This window comes from Neisseria yangbaofengii (genome assembly GCF_014898075.1).
GTDB lineage: Bacteria > Pseudomonadota > Gammaproteobacteria > Burkholderiales > Neisseriaceae > Neisseria > Neisseria yangbaofengii.
In genome coordinates, this window is the sequence record NZ_CP062976.1 from 747021 (window position 1) to 763959 (window position 16939).

Below are 16939 nucleotides of genomic sequence, written 5' to 3' on the forward strand. Positions count from 1 at the left end.
TATGCAACCATTTGTAGAAGCCGGCCAAGTTGCCGAAGTGGCAAATGCTGTCAAAGCCAACCCAAAGCTCGGACAATTTACCGTAACGATGTCCAGCCAATCCAATGGTGGCGTGAGCGTCAAAACCCGCACTGAAACAACCGTACAAGGCGGTGTGGCGGACAACAGCCGTGTGGGTAAATTTCAAACTATTGGTGATGAACCGCCGGCCGTATTGGGGCAAGACAAAGGCTTGTCGCCGATGGAGTACGCCTTGCAAGCCTTGGCGGGCTGCTATACCGCCACTTTGACCTTGCTTGCGTCTGGCAAAGGCATTGATTTGACCAAGATTGAATTAAAACTAAGTGCCGATTTTGATTTGAATGGCTTTTTAAAATTCAATCCTGATGTACGAAACGGGGCAAGCGAAATCCGTGTGGATATTCACGTTGAAAGCTCAAACGCCAGCCAGGACGAAATCAACGCCTTAATTGGCGAAATCCCAAATCATTCGCCCATTTATGATTTGTTTACCAATCCGACCCCTGTGGTTAACCGTATTGTTTAAGGAGAGAAAAATGAAACCTTTTGCACAACATAAATTATTGGTGGTCGGCGGTACAAGCGGTGTCGGCTTTGAAGTGGCAAAACTGATTTTAGAACAAGGCGGTTCGGCGGTGATTGTCGGCAACCGACCTGAAAAAGCCGAACAAGCCCGTCAGGAACTCTCCCGAATCGCAGGTGTTGATAAAGTGGTTGCTTTAACGGCAAATCTGCTGGATATGACCAGCGTTAATGCTTTGATTGGCAAATTAAAAGCCGAACACAGCGATGTTGACTTAGTGGTCAATTCGGCGGGCGTATATTTTCCTAACACTTTTTTACAGACTGATGAAAAGGCGTATGACGGTTATTTGGATTTGAATAAGGCAGTATTTTTTATCAATCAGGCGGTCGCCAAAAATTTAATCAACCGCAAAAAATCAGGCTCAATCGTCAATATCACCGCTGCACTTTCGCAATTGCCAGTCAAATCAACACCAATGGCGGCTTATTCAATGGCGAAATTCGGCTTGGAAGCCCTAACAAAAAATGCTGCCGCCGAGCTTGCCGAGCATGGTATCCGTGTCAACGCCTTGCCGATTGGTATTATTGAAACCCGCATTTTTGAGCGTTTTGCAGATGCCGGGCAAGTGGACTCTACTTTGGAAAATTTTAAAAAATATCACGCTTTGGGTAGAAACGGTAGCCCGAGAGACGTTGCCGAAACTGCGGCTTTCTTGCTTTCTGATAAGGCTTCATGGATAACAGGGGCAATTTGGAATGTAGACGGCGGAGCGATGACACGCCGCGATGATGTGTAAGTTATAGCTATCAGGTGGTTATGCCTGATAACAAAGCATATGGAAAGAAACATTTTCTAAACCGATTAAAGGTTTGGTTGTTTTGATAAAGTTTAACCTAAATACAGCCTAGATGGTTTGCCAGCTTGATGTCCATAATAGGCTTTTGATGGAGAACATTATGCAAAATCGTATCACACAGATTTTGGGTACTGAAAAGCCATTGGTACAAGGTCCAATGTCATGGGTAACCAATGCTGAATTTGTGGCGGCAGTAAGTAATGCGGGTGGTTTGGGTGTGTTAGGCCCGAATGCGGGTCAAACTGAAATGACGGCAGATCCGATTGAAACCGCCGAACGTATGCGTCGTGAAATACAAAAAACCAAGGCGTTGACTGATAAGCCTTTTGGTGTCAATCTTGCCCCCAATCCCGATCAAAGCAAAGACCCTTGGACACGTCCTATTTTGGACGTAATCAAACAGGAAAAAGTGTCGGCAGTGGTATGGATGGGAGTGGGCGGTGGCACGGTATTGCCGGACATTTTTGCCGAACTCAAGGAGGCGGGCATTAAAATAATTTTTCGTGCCATTACCCCGACCATAGAAAACACCCGCAAAGCCGAACAGGCAGGGGCAGATATTATTGTTGCTACTGGTTTTGACGAGGGTGGTTTAATGCCCGAAAAAGCAATTGGTACTTTTGCGATTGTGCCGATGATTGTGGATGCAGCCAAAAATGTACCTGTCATGGCAGCGGGAGGCATTGCTGATAGCCGCACTGCCAAGGCAGCTTTCGCATTGGGTGCAGAAGGGATTTTTGTCGGTACCGCTCTGCTTGCCACTATTGAAAACCCTGCTCATGAGCGTGTTAAGCAAGGCATTATCAACAGTAATGCCGATGATTTACTGTTGTTTAAGGCTCCGCCGACTTATGCTCGTTCACTGGCAGGATCATTACCGCAAAAACTGGTAGAAATGACCCAAAACGGAGCTGAAGATGCTGAGTTTGGCAAAGCAATGGCAGGACTTTCAGGTTTTGGTGCAGGCATGATGCAAGGCGATTTTGACAAAGGCTGGGGCTGTATCGGCTTAGGTATCGGCTCAATTCATGAAATAAAAAGTGTCAAAGAAGTGATTGATGACTTATTGGCTTAATTACTTGAAATAAAAGAGCGGCCGATTTTGCAAAAGAATCAGCAAAATCGACTGCTCGTATACTGATTTTAGGAACAGTTCAAATGAAAATTGAAATTTGGTCGGATTATGCCTGCCCGTTTTGTTATGTGGCAAAACGCCATTTTGAGCAGGCCTTAGCCGAATTTGCGGGCAAAGATGACGTTCAAATTGTCCACAAGACTTTTCGCCTTGACCCCAACGCAGGGGATACGCCAAGCTATTCCATGCTTGAAAAATTGCAAAAAAATTATGGTAAAAGCCGTGATGAAGCGGTGTCGATGATGAAGTACATCAATCAAGCAGGAGAGCGGGCCGGCGTAGAGATCAATGTGGAAAACACACAAAATACCAATACCTTAAACGCCCATCGTTTGCTAAAATTTGCCGAAAATCACGGTCTGGGAGAAGCGTTAAACGATAAGCTGTATTTTGCCTATTTTGCCAAAAATCAAAATCTGGCAGATAAATCGGTGCTGGCGGATTTGGCAGAACAAATCGGTCTGAACCGTGATGAATCTATCCGAATGTTGTCGTCTGATGAGTATGTTGATGAATGCTTGGCAGATGAGCAAGAAGCCCGCCAAAAGGGTATCCAAGCCGTGCCGATGTTTGTGTTTGATAAAAAATATGGCGTATCGGGAGCTCAGCCCAGAGAGCTGTTTTTGCAGGCATTGACCCAAAGCTATGACGAACATCAAGCCCAAAATTTGGTAGGGGCAAGCTGCGGTATTGACGGATGCGAATAATTATTTTGCCTAAATTTTTGCCTGAAATTTGCCTAATCCAACAAAAGGATAGTAATGCATACATTTGACACTATAGACGCTGTTTTTGCCTTTATCCGCCAAACCCCCGTAGCAGTACTGTACGTTTCCGCCCCAAATTGTGGCGTTTGCACGGTGATGAAACCTAAAATCGCCCGTATCGTTGATGAATTGGACGGTGTGGCAATGGGAGCGGTGAGCATTGCCGATGTGCCAAGTTTGGCAAGCGAGTATCACGTTCTGACCGCCCCTGCGGTGCTGGTGTTCGCAGGCGGTAAAGAGATTTGGCGTGGGGCAAGGTTTATTGATGTGGAGCAGTTGGAGCAAGCCTTAGCGTCTGCTGAGTTGTATTTACAGGATTGAATAAATGCCGTCTGAAAGTATTTTTTCAGACGGCATTTTATTTTCAGGCAGTTTGAAACTTACCGATACTGCCCGCCCATTTGCACATCACCTGCATAACCGGATACAGCGATTTACCCTTGTCCGACAGGCTGTATTCCACTTTGGGCGGAATTTGCGGGTATTCGGTGCGTATAATCAGTCCGTCTTTTTCCATGTCTTTTAATTGCGTGCTTAGGGTCGGTAAGTGATTGGACCGAGAGCCGTTGCAGTTCATTAAACCGCACGCAATCGCATTCTACAAGCCAATACAAAATAATCAGCCGCCGTTTGCCTTGTATCATACCAAGCGTGTGACCGAAGGGCGTTTGGGTAATGTCGTTAGGATGGCTACACGGGCTTTCACGCAATGGCACTTGCCTAAATATTGGGAAAAGGCGATAAAAACATAACCCACAGCCTGCCTGCTTTTGCCCAACCGCAAAACTGCTTATTGGTCGGTTTACGTTATTTTGTCGAACCTGCCGAAAAGCGCAGAAAAAATTGGCAAATCCCAATGGTGTCTTGCCAAAGTGCCAATCAATCATCAGATGAGGTGATAAATTGGCTTAAAAATAGCAGAAAAACCAAAGTGCTGATTCATTCGGATTTGGACGTGTCAGACCCAAACGAACTCAAATTTGCAGTCGGCACGGATCCGGACGGCATGACCTTGCAAGCGGTAAGCCGCGTGATTAACGGTTTTGCCAAAACCGCCGATATTGTCGGCTTGACTGTTGCCGAACCCATGCCAAGAGAAGTGTTGAAATTAAAAAGCTTGCTCGATAATTTGCCGATGTTTTTTAAGTGTATTGGCTATTTAATTAATACTAATACGGACAGGCCGTCTGAAAATTAAATTTCAGACGGCCTGTCTTTTCATATTTCAAAAATATATTCTCAAAAACAAGCATTCTTTTCTAAAAAATAAAACTCTATACTTAGTTCGTACTTTATTCCGGAGAAGAAAAAATGGCTGATTATCTTGATAATTCCAACAAACAAATCAAACTCGCCCTGCAACTGGTTTCAGGCTACGGCGGAGAATTCCAGTCATGGCGGCTTGCCGACAGTAACGAGCGAGCCTATACCGACATTGATTTTTATGTGGAAATGGCAAAAACTGCCGAACAAGGCAAAATCCACACGCTTTTTATCGCCGATACGCCGTCTTTTGGCGGGGCGGGCGGTGGTACGGACATCAGCACCCGCTCGCCTGCGTTTCCCCTTGAGCCGATGGTATAGTTAATTAAAATAAAAACTACTCATTAATGCAGCCATAAAATTGCCTATTTCAGGCAGCACTTTTCGTAGATGCTTTTTAATGTTCGCCCATGCTTTTTCAATCGGATTAAGCTCTGGCGAATAAGGTGCAAGAGCTAAGATTTTATGCCCCTCTTTTTCTGAAATCTCTGCTAAAACAGACATCCGATGAAAGCGAGCATTATCCATCACAATAACAGATTGTTCAGTTAATTCAGGCAGCAATACGCCTTCAAACCATGCTTCAAATAAACGACTATCCATCGTGCCTGAATAAATCATGGGTGCAATTAGATTACTTTGGTCTTTGATTTGAGCTGCAACCAGTGATGTGCGCTGGTATCGTTTACCACTGATTTGCGCTTTAACTGGAAGCCCTTTTGGTGAATAGGCATAAGGACGGTAGTAAAAAGTATCAAATCCTGTTTCATCAAGGAAAACAACTTGATAATCAGCATATTGATTTAATGCTTGTTGATAAGTGGCTACCTGTTCTGGTTTTTGTTCTTTGTAGCTCGTGGTCTTTTTTTACGCGTAATACCCAATACTTTGAACAAATAACAAATATTAGCCGGCGTACACCCAAAATGAGCTGCAATTTCATGCTGGTATGCATCAGGGTGTTCTTTAACATATTTTATGAGCAGGTTTTTATTGACTTTGGTTGCATTGCCACCTTTGACTTGATGTTCAAATGAACCGGTTTGCTCATAGCGTTTTCTCCAACTTCGAAATGTTTTTGGGTCAATTTGGTATGCTTTGCAAACTTCGCTGGCATTTTTGCATGCCTGATAGTATTGGTATGCTTTTTCTCGTAGTTCTATTGAGTATGACATTTTGGACTCTAAATATTCAGTGTTGATTTGGGAATTCTTATTTTAATATACTATAATACTGTCTGCCGTTGCCTATGCCACGCAAAAAATCGGTATGGTGGCGACCTTTTCCACCACTTACAATCTGCCCTACAATTTGGCTCGCCAATTAAAAACGCTCGACACCCTAAGCGGTGGGCGGGTTGGCTGGAATGCGGTAACGACTGGCACGCCGTTTACCGCCTATAATTTTGGCAACAAGCCCCTGCCTGACACCACAACCCGCTACGAAATGGCACATGAAATGGTGGAAGCGGTGCAAACCTTGTGGGGCGGTTTTGGCGAACATGCCTACATCACGGACAAAGAGTCAGGCGTGTTTGCCGATATGAGCCAAATCAAGCCTGCCAATTACAAAGGCAAACATTACCAAGTCAAAGGGGCATTGCCCATTCCTGCCACACCGCAAGGGCAACCACCGGTTTTTCAGGCAGGCCCAAGCCCCGAAGGCGTTGAGTTGGCAGGGCGTTTTGCCAGTGGCGTGTATGCCAATCCCTTTACGATTGACGAAGCCCGGGCCTACCGCAATGTGCTGAAACAAAGTGCCATACGGCACGGCAGAAACGCTGGCGACATCAATATGTTTTCAGGATTTATGTTCACCATTGGCGATACTTACGAAGAAGCACTCGCTCGCAGAATGCAGTTGATTGATTTTATGAGCGATGAGGAGTTTTACGGACAAATCCGCTATTTATCGGCGATGATTGGCATAGATTTACAGCACTTAGATGTCAATCAACCTTTGCCGAGCCATTTACAAAAGCAAGCCACGCCACATCCGCACGATCCGCGTTCGCCAAGAGCAGTGGAGCTGATTAAACAAGGCTTATCGCCCAAAGAAGCGCTTGCCAACGGCGTGATTAACTATCATCCTGTGGTGGTCGGCACGGCAGAAGATGTCGCCGATTTTATGGAAGAATGGTTTAAAGCAGGGGCGACAGACGGCTTTTCGCTTGCCCCCGACAGTCAAAAAGGCGTGAAAGATTTTGTGGAAAAAGTCGTGCCGATTTTGCAGGAGCGTGGGATTTACCATACCGATTATGAAGGCAGTACCTTGCGTGAGCATTTGGGTGTGCCGTACCAGTATGGATTAAATACATAACCTATGCCGTCTGAAACCTTTCAGACGGCATAGGTTTATTTGCTTGATTCGGATAAAAAGCGTTCAAAGGTCGGATTCATATTGTTCCATAAAGTAATCCATCACCGCCCGTACATTGCGCGGCGGTTTTTGCACATTGGGTAAATCATTGCGATGTGAATGGGCTCGGGGACGGTGAACCATGGGTATTGCGCCAGAATCGGCAGCATTTGCCTTGTTTGACGATTGTATGGACAGCCAATTGGGACGCATGGCAATGCCGATAACGGATTCGGCGGCAGTCAGCAGGCTTTTTCCGCAGTATTGGGAAAAATCAACCCGTCTTCCGTAGGCGATGCCGATCGGGTGTTGCGATAAGCAGCGATGCGTCCAGTGCTTCTTCAAGCCGGCGATGGTGCGGGAAATCATGGAGTCGGAAACCTTTCAGATGGCCTTTTTATGATTTGAAACTTCCAATAATGAAAATTATATTTCGACTTATCGCTATTCTTATTTTTATTTTAGATAAATAAAATACACCCATCCTAATCAAGCAACGAGAAAATATCATGCAAAACCGCATTACCGGAATCCTGAATATCAAATACCCGATTGTGCAAGCGCCGATGTCTTGGCTGACTGATGCGCGCTTGGCGGCGGCGGTGGCTGAAGCCGGCGGTTTGGGCTTTCTGGCGCCACACGCAGGGCAGACCACGAATCCGACTTCCAATGAAGATGTGATTGAGCGCATGCGCAATGAGATTCGCAAAGTGAAGGCGCTGACGGATAAGCCTTTCGGTGTACCGTTTATTTTGTCTTACGATTTTTCGCTGATTCCGCACATGGTGGATTTGTTTATCGAAGAGTGCGTGCCGGTGGTGTTGGACAACGGTTTATTAAACGCAGATATTTACGCCAAATTCAAACAGGCAGGTATTAAAATCATTTGCCGCTTGCCCAACCCGAATTTACCCGATGCTTTGAAAGCGCAGGAATTGGGCGCAGACGTTTTGGTGTTGACCGGCTTTGATGAAGGCGGCACTCTGCCGATGAAAGAAACGGGCAGTTTTTCCGTATTGGCCGAATTTGTCGGTAAAGTCGATTTGCCGATTATGCTGGCGGGCGGCATTGCCGATAAACGCAGTGTGAAAGCAGCTTTCGCTTTGGGTGCGGAAGGCGTGTGGATCGGCACGGCCTTTATCGCCACCACCGAATGCCGCGCCAGCGAAAAAGTGAAAGATTGGATTGTGGATTCAAGCGCCAATGATTTATTGTTGTTCCGCACCGAGCCTTATTACTACCGCTCGCTGCCGACCGAATTGGCAAAACAATGTTTTGCATTAAGCGAAAGCGGCGCGCCGCGCAGCGAAGTCGCCAAGCTGATGAACGCAGGCATAGGCATGCGCTTAGGCATGCTGGAAGGCAATTTTGAGCATGGTTATGTATCAGTGGGCAACGGTATTTCCGCCATCGATAAAATCAAAACCGTGCAGGAGTTGGTTGATGAATTGATGAACTGAAACGCTTAAATCGAGGCCGTCCGAAAGTGATTTTTCAGACGGCCTTTTGCGTTAAAATACGCTTTTGCCGATGGAAAGACTGCTATGAACAAATGGGATGAACGTTACGCTGCCGATGAATTTATTTTCGGCACCGGGCCGCATGAGTTTATCCGCCGTATTCAGCCGTATTTGCCCAAAACAGGGCGGGCATTGGATTTGGCGACCGGCGAAGGGCGCAACGGTGTGTTTCTGGCGCAGCAGGGTTTGCAGGCGGAAGGAGTGGATTTGTCGGCGGTGGGTATTGCCAAGGCACAAAAGCTGGCGGCGTTGAAAGGCGTGGATTTTGCCGCACGCGTGGCCGATGTTGCCCAGATGGCGATGCCGTCTGAAACGTATGCGGTGATTAGTTCGGTCAATTGCCATTTTGCCGAACCGGTGCGCAGCCGTGTGGCGCAGAATATTGTCAATGCGCTGGTTTCAGACGGCCTGTTTGCCGGTGTGTTTTTTCATCCTGAGCAAGCGGCATTGGCCAAAGGACCGGGTGATGCGGCCATGCTGGCTGATTTGCCTGCACTTCAGACGGCCTTTTGCGGTTTGGATTGGTTGATTGCCGAACATCATCGCACCGGACAAGGCGATGATGCCAAATCGGTGATTTATTTATTGGGGCGAAAGGCTGTCTGAAAATAAAAGCTTTCATTTTAGACGGCTTCTGCATTTTATCGGCAAGCCAACCGCGTTATCGTGCCAGTCATGACGAATTAGATGTGAATCAATATGGAAAAACTGTTCGACATCAATCAAATTGATTCTGCACGGTACGGCGGATGAGATGATTGATATCAGTGTTTCGAAAACGTTTGCCGAAAATAATGTGGTCGAACTGATTGCAGTGGAAGGCGCGGATCATCCGTTTTCCAAACCGAAACACATGGACGTTTCGATTCAGAAAATTATCGGTTTTTTCTCGGATTGAGGCCGTCTGAATGTGGCTGATGATTCGCCTGAGCGATGGAACCGCATATTTTCAGACGGCCTTTGTTATAATATTAACCGATTAATTTCTTGAACTGTCAACATGACCGAAAGCAACAAAGACCTGCTCGGCTCTGCTTGGATTATTGCGGCAGCGGTGGGTTTTACCATTATGAACCTGTGCATCAAAGCGGCTTCGCAGGAATTTGGCTTGAATAGCGGCGAGCTGGTATTTTGGCGCATGAGTTTTGCCGCGTCGGTGTTGGGCTTGACGGCCAAAATACGCGGCGAGCAATTCGGCTCGCCGCATTGGAAGCTGCATCTCAACCGCAGTATAGTCGGCACTTTGGCGATGTTGTGCCTGTTTTATGCAGTGATGCATTTGCCGTTAGCCACAGGGGTGACGCTCGGCTATACCTCGTCGATTTTTTTGGCAGTGTTTTCGTTTTTGGTGTTGAAAGAACGCATCGCGCTGTATACGCAGGCGGTGCTGGTATTGGGCTTTATCGGCGTAGTGGTGTTGCTGAATCCGTCGTTTGAAAGCGGTCAGGTGTTTCCGGCACTGATTGGTTTGGCCGGCGGAGCGATGTCGGGCTGGGCATATATGCAGGTGCGCGAATTGTCGCTTTTGGGCGAACCCGGTTGGCGGGTGGTATTTTTTCTGTCGGTTACCGGTATGGCGGTGTCGTCGGTGTGGGCAAGTTTTTCCGGCTGGCATGCTTTATCGTGGGACAGCGTGCCGTATTTGCTGGGCATCGGTGTCAGCGCGACGGTGGCGCAGTTGTGCATGACCCATGCTTATAAGGCGGGCAACAAATTTACCGTGGCATCGTTGTCTTATCTGACGGTGGTGTTTGCCGCTTTGTCGGGCATGTGGCTGTTGGGCGATAAAATCACTTGGCAGGAAGTGCTCGGTATGATTATTATTGTGGCTAGCGGTGTATTAAGCGGCATTAAGCCGGCTTGGATAAAGCGGCTTTTTTTCAAATAAAACGAGGAGCAAAACATGATTTCTATCCGCGAGCAGTCTTACGGTCTGAATGTGGCCTTATATAACGAATTTACTTTAGATGATTTCCGCGAATTGGAGCAGGCTTTGCTCGACTGCAAACAAAAAATCCGCTTGCCCGATATGCTCTTGGATATGACGCTTTTGAAAGATTTCACCATCGATATGGCGGTGGAGCAGATTAAATTTTTAAACGAACACGAAGATGATTTCGGCCGCGTGGCGGTGGTGACCGACGATATTTGGATTAAACTCGGCGCGCGTTTATCCAGCCTGATCACCAACCAGCATCCGAAATATTTTGATGATGTGGCTGAAGCACAAGCTTGGTTGTTGGAACATAATTCGAAATAATGATTTAAAGGCCGTCTGAATATGATTCAGACGGCCTTCGCTTTGTAAACCTAAAGGAACGATATGCATTACCATACCGTTAACCAAGATTTAAACATGAGCCGTTTGGTACACGGCTATTGGCGTGCGCATGAATGGCGATTTAGATGCGTGAGGCTGTTTGAAGCTGATTCATGAAGTTTTGGGTGTGGGTATCAACACGTTTGAGCATGCGGCCTGTTACGGAGGTTCCATCAACGAAGGCCGGGTTGGCCAAGCGCTGAAATTGGAAAAAAGCCTGCGCGATCAAATGACGATTGTGAGCAAATGCGGTATTTCTTTCCCCAACGAAGCCTTGCCGAAGATGAAAAGCAGATACTACGACAACAGCGCCGAACACATTATCCGGTCGGCCGAACGTTCGGTAAAAGAATTGAATTGCGACCATCTCGATTTATTGCTGATGCACCGCCCATCACCTTGCCTGAACTCCGAAGAAGCCGCAGCGGCATTTGACAATCTGCGTTCGCGCGGCTTGGTGCGCCATTTCGGCGTGTCGAATTATCCCACTCAAAAATTCAACATGTTGCAATCGTACGTCAATCAACCCTTGGTTACCAAACAAATCGAGATTTCTCCTTTGCATATCGCGCCGTTTGAAGACGGCAGCCTGGATTATCTCTTGGAAAAACTTGCCAAACCGATGACATGGTCGCCTTTGGCCGGCGGTAAATTGTTTGACGGCAGCAACGGACAAAGCCAACGCGTAGCACAAGCCTTGTTGCAAGCAGGAGAAGCCTACGGCGAAACCCGCATCGACACACTGGCCTACGCTTGGATGCTTAACCATCCGAGCGGTATGATGCCGATAGTTAGCACCGGTAAAATCGAGCGTGTGAAAAATGCAGTTGATGCGCTGACCATCCACTTCAGTGAAGAAGCATGGATTAACGTGTATTCCGCCGCGTTGGGGCATGAAGTGCCTTGAATATTTGAGATGAATAGGCCGTCTGAATATTTTTGTTCAGGCAGCCTTCATTTGTTCGGTGTAATTTCAACGCATTGTCTTAAAATGATTTTTAGACACCAAACAAGCCAACATCACACAGGCGCCGATGCCGCACCACATCATGTCGGACTGAGTATCCCACTCATAACCTTGCGTGCCTAAAAACGCTTCTGCACTTTGGCCGCTCAATACTGCCACCGACCATTCAATCAATTCATACGCCGCACTGATGGCCATGCACACGCAAAAGCTGAGAAAAACCAACCAGTTGCGGCCGGTAACCACTTGGTTGCGCCACAAAATTTCCGCCGCGATAACCGCCGGTGAGAAGCCCTGCATGAAGTGGCCCAGCTTGTCGTAATTGTTGCGCTCCCAGCCCAAAGGCTCTTTCAGCCAGTCAAACAACGGCACTTCGGCATAAGTGTAATGCCCGCCGACAATCAACACCACCGCGTGAAACGTCATCACCCAATAGGCAAAATCACTGAAGCGGAAGCGGCGGTAAGTAGCCGGCAGCAAAACTGCACCGATAACGGCCGGAGCCACTTCCAAGCCCCAAGTCGGGTAGTCTTTGGGGTTGATGCCCGACCAAATCAGGGTAGCGACGACAATCGCCGGCATCAGATGATAACGGTTCATAAGTATCTTAAAGAATTAAAAAGGCATAATAGCAAAAAGGCCGTCTGAAAAATATCTTTTCAGACGGCCTTGATGATAATTAACCTGTTAATTACATTACGTCCAGCGTGTCAATGCCGAGCAAATCCAAGCCTTGTTTCAGCGTGTTGCCGGTGAGTTTGGCCAACTGCAAACGCGTGTTGCGCGCTTGGCCTTCGGCTTTCAAAATCGGGCAGGCTTCGTAGAAGCGCGAGAACAGTGTTGCTACTTGGTAAAGATAGGCGGCCAAGTAATGCGGGTGGCTGCTCTCGGCAGTATTGCGCAACACATCTTCAAATTTCAGTAATTCCAGCGCCAGTTGTTTTTCCAAAGGCTCTGCCAAGGCCAAAGACGCGGCCGCGTCCCAATCGCCGGCTTTTTTAAATACGCTCTGCACGCGGGTGTAGGCGTATTGCAGGTAGGGGGCGGTGTTGCCTTCGAAGCTCAGCATCGCGTCCCAATCGAACACATAATCGCTGGTGCGGTTTTTGCTCAAATCAGCGTATTTTACTGCGCCGATGCCGACGGTTTGGCCGATTTGTGCGACTTCTTCCGCGCTTAAATCAGGGTTTTTGCTTTGCACCAATTCGGTGGCGCGTTCTACCGCTTCATCCAGCAAATCCACCAGCTTCACCGTGTCGCCCGAACGGGTTTTGAACGGCTTGCCGTCTTTGCCCATCATGGTGCCGAAGCCGATAAATTTCGCTTCTACGTTTTGCGGCAGGTAGCCGGCTTTGCGCGAAGTGGTGAAAAGCTGTTCAAAATGCAAACCTTGGCGGTGGTCAACGACATACAGCAAACGTTCGCCTTTCAGACGGCCGACACGGTGGCGCACGCAGGCCAAATCGGTGGACGCATACAAAAAGCCGCCGCCTTGTTTTTGCACGATAAATGCTGCCGGTTCGCCTTCTTTGTTTTTAAATTCGTCCAAAAACACCACTTTCGCGCCGTCGTCTTCGACCGCCAAACCCTGAGCCACCAAGTCATCGACTACAGGCTGCAAATCATCGTTGTAAATCGATTCGCCCGCCACGTCTTCAGGGCGCAGCTTCAGGCCAAGCATGTCGTAAACGGCTTGCGCGTGGCTTAAGGAAATTTCGACAAACTGCTTCCACAGGGCCGACACGGTTTCGTCGCCGCCTTGCAGTTTCACCACATATTCGCGGGCGGTGTCGGCAAATTCCGGGCTTTCGTCAAAGCGCACTTTGGCGGCGCGGTAGAATTGTTCCAAATCGGCAAGCTCAAACGCGGCATTGTCTTTTTGCTGCTCCACCATATAGGCCACCAGCATGCCGAATTGTGTGCCCCAGTCGCCGACGTGGTTTTGGCGGATAACTTTGTCGCCTAAAAATTCTAATACGCGCGAAATGCTGTCGCCGATGATGCTCGAGCGCAAATGGCCGACGTGCATTTCTTTGGCCAAATTCGGCGAAGAATAGTCGATAACCACGGTTTTCGGCCCGGCATTTTCAGCCACGCCCAAGCGGGTGTCGTTTAAGGCCGTCTGAATGTTTTGTGCCAAAAAATCAGCGTGTAAACGCAGGTTGATAAAGCCGGGGCCGGCTACTTCGGCGGATTCGATAACGGCGTTGCCGGCCAGCGCATCGGCCACTTTTTGCGCCAACTCGCGCGGATTTTGCTTGGCCTGTTTGGCCGCACCCATCACGCCGTTGATTTGGAAATCGCCGAAGTCGGCATTTTTGGCCGGTTGCAACACAACAGGCGCACCGGCAATACCGGCGGCGGTGAAAGCGGCTTCGGCTTCACGCGCTACGGTTTGGTGTAAATTCATAGTGTTTCAGTCTCTTAGATAAATGCAAATCATGCGGTCATTTGTTCAGGCGGTATTTTAAGGGAAACCGGTGTTTTAAGACAGCATAAAGGCCGTCTGAAAGGATTATTTTTTTAGACGGCCTTTATAAATATATTGAGAACTGTGCAAAACCGCCATTTTTGGCACATTTCTCGGTTATGCGTTGCGCCTGCTTCGAGCTACACTCAAATTAAGGTTTGAAAGGCTTCAGGCTACCAGCGGTTTTCGCACGGAATGCCGTCGTTGTCGCCATCCATTTTGGTGTTCGGACAATGGCGGATAAAGAATTCGGCTTCTTCGCGCGAGTTCATTTGCGAACAATATTGTCGCCCGTCGCAGCTGAATTTGGCCGACGGCTTAGCCGAAGCGGGTGATTTGACGGCCTGATTCCATGCTTTGCGCTCGGCTTTCATCTGCGCGGCAATGGTGGCGACCATGGAATCGGGCTGCGGGGTGGTGTGAACAGTTTGCGTGTGGTGGCTTTGCCAAGCCTGCCGGCCGTACCAACCGCCGCTGAGCAGCGCTGCGACCAATGCAATCGTCAGCAACACACCGCCTGCGCGCGAAGAACCGTTACCTTGCTTGCGGTAATCGGCATAGGATGGTGATGAGGCATCATCAAAGTCATCGACAAAGCGGACATCTTGAGCCTCGCTGCGGCCTTGCCGGCCGTTGGCGAGATAAAAGGAAACCCGTTGGCCTTCAAAAGGGCCTTCGGTGTCGCCGTTGAATGCAGAAAACGCAACAAAAATTTCGTTTTCGGTGCTTTCCTCCCGTATTGCACCGAAGCGTCGGCTTTCGTTCCAACGGACAATAGTACCGTAATAACGCATGATTTTTTAAGATATGAATAATTATTCGGAATATTGTAAATCAATCTGCCCGATAATGTGCTGCTTATTTCGTTGCCAGACGTTTACTCAGACCTGATTTTATGCGTAAAGGTTTCCAAGGCCGTCTGAAAAATATTGATTCTGAGAGAAAATCACTGGTTTGCCATGATTTCCTTATTCATAGTGTCAAACGCAAGTATCTGGCGGGTAAGTTGTGGGATGGAGACAGACGGGTTTCAGACGGCCTATCTTCATAACAGCGGCTGATGGCGCACAATCGCCCGAATTACGGCACGGTTGGGGTGCAGCGCGGCTTTCAGGCGTGGCGACAAAGGTTGCGGCAGGTTTAAGATTTCCGCCGCCAGAGATGCGGCGCAAATCGGTGCAGTCGCTAAGCCGCGCGTGCCGTGGGCAGTGTTAAGCCAGGCGTTGGGCAGGTAAGGGCAGGGGTCATTTAGACGGTAATGTTTGTCTAAAGCCAGTTTTGCGTACACCTCCTGCATGGCGGCAATGTCGCCCACCGCGCCGACCATCGGCAAATGATCCAAACTGTCGCAACGCAAAGCCGTGTGGCCTTTGGATTCGGCCAAAGGGTTAAGGCCGTCTGAAAACAGCGAATCGGCCAAAGTGGGATTTAAATCATGCAAGGCGGCGCGGTTTTGTGATTCTTCGTGTTGATGCCACGTTTCATCGCTGCTGTTTAACACAAAAGTCGCACCATAGCAGTGTTGCCCCTGCCAGCTCGGGCTGATGTAGCTTTCGCCCGATACTGCGCAACGCAGCTTGGCCGACAACGCGCTTGCAGCAGCAATACCGGTTTGACCGCGGATTTGGCGGAACGGCAGTGCGGAAACGTTGCGCTCGGGCGCTTTTGGGCTGTGTGCGCCCATGCAGTAAATTAGATGGCCGGCGTCGAAACGGCCTTGTACAGTGTGTGCCGTCCAAGCTGTGCCGTCAAATTCGGCTGAAAGCAGCGGTGTGTATTCATGCACGTCAATCAAGGGATGATTCAATAAAGCATGCACCAAAGCAGGCGGATTGAGCCACACGCCTTGCGGCCAATAGAGGCCGTCTGAACCGATATCAATCCCTGCGATTTCTGCCGCTTCTTGTTGGGAAACAGTGCGGTATAAATGCGCATGATGGCGCTGCAAACCCAATGCCTGATTGCGTTTGCGTTCGGCCTCGTTGAAATTGATGTGCAACACGCCATTGCCGCCCCAAGTGTGCCGGCCGTACGGCAAATCGGCCAACAACCGCCGCGTGTAGCCGTAGCCCGCCAACAGCAATTCAGTTTGCTCGGTCTGGTGCGGCGAGATTTTGGCATACAGCAAACCTTGGCGGTTGCCCGAGCCGGCATTGGCGATATGCTTGGCTTCAAGCACGGTCACGCGTACGCCGTGTCCGGCCAGCTCCCGTGCGGTGGCCGCACCGGCTATGCCTGCGCCGATGACGATGGCGCAGGCCGGTTTTGACTTGCGTTCAATCGGACTGAACCACGGTTTCAAAGCGGTTTCCCGTTGCATTATCGGTGCGGTTTGCCATTGCAGGGCTTGAGGAAAATGCGTTTGGATATCGGCTGCATGTTCAGACGGCACCAGCCACAAATGCACATCAGGCAACACGTTGGCCAACACATTCACTGCATTGAATTGCAGGCAGCCGATTTTGCGCTCAATAGCTTCGGCCAGCATTTGTTCTAAAGCGCCGGCGTTTTCAGACGGCCTGAATACCGGTATTTCCCGCGCAGGCAGACACACTGCCCAATAAAGCGGTTTGGCATGGCTGTCGAGCGTGCGCATGAGCTCGGCAAGTGTAGGGATGCTGTTCCAAGCAAGGTAATTCATAATGAGGCCGTCTGAATAAAAAGCGTATTGTAATGCGAAAATGCGCTTTATCGATTGCGCCGCCGCAAAACCGCTTATTTTTCAGACGGCCTTTG

At 48.8% G+C, this 16939-nt stretch carries 20 protein-coding genes and 1 pseudogene; 14 read left to right on the forward strand and 7 right to left on the reverse strand.

Going from position 1 to position 16939, the window contains the following annotated elements:
* Position 1 precedes the first annotated feature (1 nt).
* The 5 genes from H4O27_RS03690 (at position 2) to H4O27_RS03710 (ending at position 3626) form a co-directional block, all read left to right on the forward strand.
* Entirely contained in the window at positions 2–547 is a 546-nt protein-coding gene (locus H4O27_RS03690) for an OsmC family protein (protein WP_165009551.1), read from the forward strand.
* A 10-nt stretch (positions 548–557) separates the two neighbouring features.
* Positions 558–1343 (forward strand): SDR family NAD(P)-dependent oxidoreductase, encoded by a 786-nt coding sequence (locus tag H4O27_RS03695; RefSeq protein ID WP_165009549.1) that lies wholly within the window; start codon positions 558–560, stop codon positions 1341–1343.
* Between the two features lie 112 nt (positions 1344–1455).
* Positions 1456–2478, forward strand: a complete 1023-nt coding sequence (locus H4O27_RS03700) for an NAD(P)H-dependent flavin oxidoreductase (RefSeq protein WP_206224758.1) — start codon at positions 1456–1458, stop codon at positions 2476–2478.
* A gap of 83 nt (positions 2479–2561) precedes the next feature.
* Entirely contained in the window at positions 2562–3245 is a 684-nt protein-coding gene (locus H4O27_RS03705) for a DsbA family oxidoreductase (protein WP_165009547.1), read from the forward strand.
* A 54-nt stretch (positions 3246–3299) separates the two neighbouring features.
* Positions 3300–3626, forward strand: a complete 327-nt coding sequence (locus tag H4O27_RS03710; RefSeq protein WP_165009545.1) for a thioredoxin family protein — start codon at positions 3300–3302, stop codon at positions 3624–3626.
* A 43-nt stretch (positions 3627–3669) separates the two neighbouring features.
* Here H4O27_RS03710 and H4O27_RS03715 read toward each other — a convergent pair whose 3' ends face one another.
* Positions 3670–3822, reverse strand: coding sequence for a winged helix-turn-helix transcriptional regulator (locus H4O27_RS03715; RefSeq protein ID WP_206222761.1), 153 nt, complete (start codon positions 3820–3822; stop codon positions 3670–3672).
* Between the two features lie 210 nt (positions 3823–4032).
* Between H4O27_RS03715 and H4O27_RS03720 the strand changes: the two genes are divergently transcribed.
* Complete coding sequence (locus H4O27_RS03720) at positions 4033–4503, forward strand: arginase family protein (protein ID WP_165009543.1); 471 nt, start codon at positions 4033–4035, stop codon at positions 4501–4503.
* Between the two features lie 113 nt (positions 4504–4616).
* Entirely contained in the window at positions 4617–4889 is a 273-nt protein-coding gene (locus tag H4O27_RS03725; RefSeq protein ID WP_193004332.1) for a hypothetical protein, read from the forward strand.
* Here H4O27_RS03725 and H4O27_RS12945 read toward each other — a convergent pair.
* Positions 4890–5743, reverse strand: a pseudogene (locus H4O27_RS12945) (IS630 family transposase).
* A 58-nt stretch (positions 5744–5801) separates the two neighbouring features.
* Between H4O27_RS12945 and H4O27_RS03740 the strand changes: the two are divergent.
* Entirely contained in the window at positions 5802–6887 is a 1086-nt protein-coding gene (locus H4O27_RS03740) for an NtaA/DmoA family FMN-dependent monooxygenase (RefSeq protein WP_226883496.1), read from the forward strand.
* A 63-nt stretch (positions 6888–6950) separates the two neighbouring features.
* Here H4O27_RS03740 and H4O27_RS03745 read toward each other — a convergent pair whose 3' ends face one another.
* Positions 6951–7295 carry a hypothetical protein gene (locus H4O27_RS03745; RefSeq protein WP_165010704.1) on the reverse strand — a complete coding sequence of 115 codons (345 nt, stop codon included), beginning with the start codon at positions 7293–7295 and terminating at the stop codon, positions 6951–6953.
* A 140-nt stretch (positions 7296–7435) separates the two neighbouring features.
* Between H4O27_RS03745 and H4O27_RS03750 the strand changes: the two genes are divergently transcribed.
* The 6 genes from H4O27_RS03750 (at position 7436) to H4O27_RS03775 (ending at position 11673) form a co-directional block, all read left to right on the forward strand.
* Positions 7436–8386 carry an NAD(P)H-dependent flavin oxidoreductase gene (locus tag H4O27_RS03750; protein ID WP_165010703.1) on the forward strand — a complete coding sequence of 317 codons (951 nt, stop codon included), beginning with the start codon at positions 7436–7438 and terminating at the stop codon, positions 8384–8386.
* 84 nt (positions 8387–8470) lie between these two features.
* Complete coding sequence (locus H4O27_RS03755) at positions 8471–9052, forward strand: class I SAM-dependent methyltransferase (RefSeq protein ID WP_165010701.1); 582 nt, start codon at positions 8471–8473, stop codon at positions 9050–9052.
* A gap of 148 nt (positions 9053–9200) precedes the next feature.
* Positions 9201–9344 carry a hypothetical protein gene (locus tag H4O27_RS03760; RefSeq protein ID WP_193004334.1) on the forward strand — a complete coding sequence of 48 codons (144 nt, stop codon included), beginning with the start codon at positions 9201–9203 and terminating at the stop codon, positions 9342–9344.
* A gap of 102 nt (positions 9345–9446) precedes the next feature.
* Entirely contained in the window at positions 9447–10334 is an 888-nt protein-coding gene (locus H4O27_RS03765) for a DMT family transporter (protein WP_165010699.1), read from the forward strand.
* A 15-nt stretch (positions 10335–10349) separates the two neighbouring features.
* Positions 10350–10706 (forward strand): SpoIIAA family protein, encoded by a 357-nt coding sequence (locus H4O27_RS03770; RefSeq protein ID WP_165010697.1) that lies wholly within the window; start codon positions 10350–10352, stop codon positions 10704–10706.
* A gap of 160 nt (positions 10707–10866) precedes the next feature.
* Positions 10867–11673, forward strand: coding sequence for an aldo/keto reductase (locus H4O27_RS03775; RefSeq protein ID WP_206224770.1), 807 nt, complete (start codon positions 10867–10869; stop codon positions 11671–11673).
* Between the two features lie 66 nt (positions 11674–11739).
* Here H4O27_RS03775 and H4O27_RS03780 read toward each other — a convergent pair whose 3' ends face one another.
* From H4O27_RS03780 to mnmC1, 4 genes are all read right to left on the reverse strand, one after another.
* Positions 11740–12333, reverse strand: a complete 594-nt coding sequence (locus H4O27_RS03780) for a DUF2238 domain-containing protein (protein WP_165010695.1) — start codon at positions 12331–12333, stop codon at positions 11740–11742.
* Between the two features lie 91 nt (positions 12334–12424).
* Positions 12425–14143 (reverse strand): arginine--tRNA ligase, encoded by a 1719-nt coding sequence (gene argS / locus H4O27_RS03785; RefSeq protein WP_165010693.1) that lies wholly within the window; start codon positions 14141–14143, stop codon positions 12425–12427.
* Positions 14144–14376: 233 nt separating this feature from the next.
* Positions 14377–14997, reverse strand: coding sequence for an excalibur calcium-binding domain-containing protein (locus tag H4O27_RS03790; RefSeq protein ID WP_165010691.1), 621 nt, complete (start codon positions 14995–14997; stop codon positions 14377–14379).
* A gap of 251 nt (positions 14998–15248) precedes the next feature.
* Positions 15249–16844: an FAD-dependent 5-carboxymethylaminomethyl-2-thiouridine(34) oxidoreductase MnmC1 gene (gene mnmC1 / locus H4O27_RS03795; RefSeq protein WP_165010689.1), complete on the reverse strand. Its 1596-nt coding sequence runs from the start codon at positions 16842–16844 to the stop codon at positions 15249–15251.
* Positions 16845–16939: the final 95 nt, after the last annotated feature.

Bases quoted from the DNA above. Each gene is read 5' to 3' on its own strand.
- H4O27_RS03695 (WP_165009549.1), top strand. From the start codon at position 558: ATGAAACCTTTTGCACAACATAAATTATTGGTGGTCGGCGGTACAAGC.
- H4O27_RS03710 (WP_165009545.1), top strand. From the start codon at position 3,300: ATGCATACATTTGACACTATAGACGCTGTTTTTGCCTTTATCCGCCAA.
- H4O27_RS03765 (WP_165010699.1), top strand. From the start codon at position 9,447: ATGACCGAAAGCAACAAAGACCTGCTCGGCTCTGCTTGGATTATTGCG.
- H4O27_RS03725 (WP_193004332.1), top strand. From the start codon at position 4,617: ATGGCTGATTATCTTGATAATTCCAACAAACAAATCAAACTCGCCCTG.
- mnmC1 (WP_165010689.1), bottom strand. From the start codon at position 16,844: ATGAATTACCTTGCTTGGAACAGCATCCCTACACTTGCCGAGCTCATG.
- H4O27_RS03700 (WP_206224758.1), top strand. From the start codon at position 1,456: ATGGTTTGCCAGCTTGATGTCCATAATAGGCTTTTGATGGAGAACATT.
- argS (WP_165010693.1), bottom strand. From the start codon at position 14,143: ATGAATTTACACCAAACCGTAGCGCGTGAAGCCGAAGCCGCTTTCACC.
- H4O27_RS03750 (WP_165010703.1), top strand. From the start codon at position 7,436: ATGCAAAACCGCATTACCGGAATCCTGAATATCAAATACCCGATTGTG.
- H4O27_RS03790 (WP_165010691.1), bottom strand. From the start codon at position 14,997: ATGCGTTATTACGGTACTATTGTCCGTTGGAACGAAAGCCGACGCTTC.
- H4O27_RS03760 (WP_193004334.1), top strand. From the start codon at position 9,201: ATGATTGATATCAGTGTTTCGAAAACGTTTGCCGAAAATAATGTGGTC.
- H4O27_RS03705 (WP_165009547.1), top strand. From the start codon at position 2,562: ATGAAAATTGAAATTTGGTCGGATTATGCCTGCCCGTTTTGTTATGTG.
- H4O27_RS03780 (WP_165010695.1), bottom strand. From the start codon at position 12,333: ATGAACCGTTATCATCTGATGCCGGCGATTGTCGTCGCTACCCTGATT.
- H4O27_RS03690 (WP_165009551.1), top strand. From the start codon at position 2: ATGCAACCATTTGTAGAAGCCGGCCAAGTTGCCGAAGTGGCAAATGCT.
- H4O27_RS03755 (WP_165010701.1), top strand. From the start codon at position 8,471: ATGAACAAATGGGATGAACGTTACGCTGCCGATGAATTTATTTTCGGC.
- H4O27_RS03745 (WP_165010704.1), bottom strand. From the start codon at position 7,295: ATGATTTCCCGCACCATCGCCGGCTTGAAGAAGCACTGGACGCATCGC.
- H4O27_RS03770 (WP_165010697.1), top strand. From the start codon at position 10,350: ATGATTTCTATCCGCGAGCAGTCTTACGGTCTGAATGTGGCCTTATAT.
- H4O27_RS03715 (WP_206222761.1), bottom strand. From the start codon at position 3,822: ATGGAAAAAGACGGACTGATTATACGCACCGAATACCCGCAAATTCCG.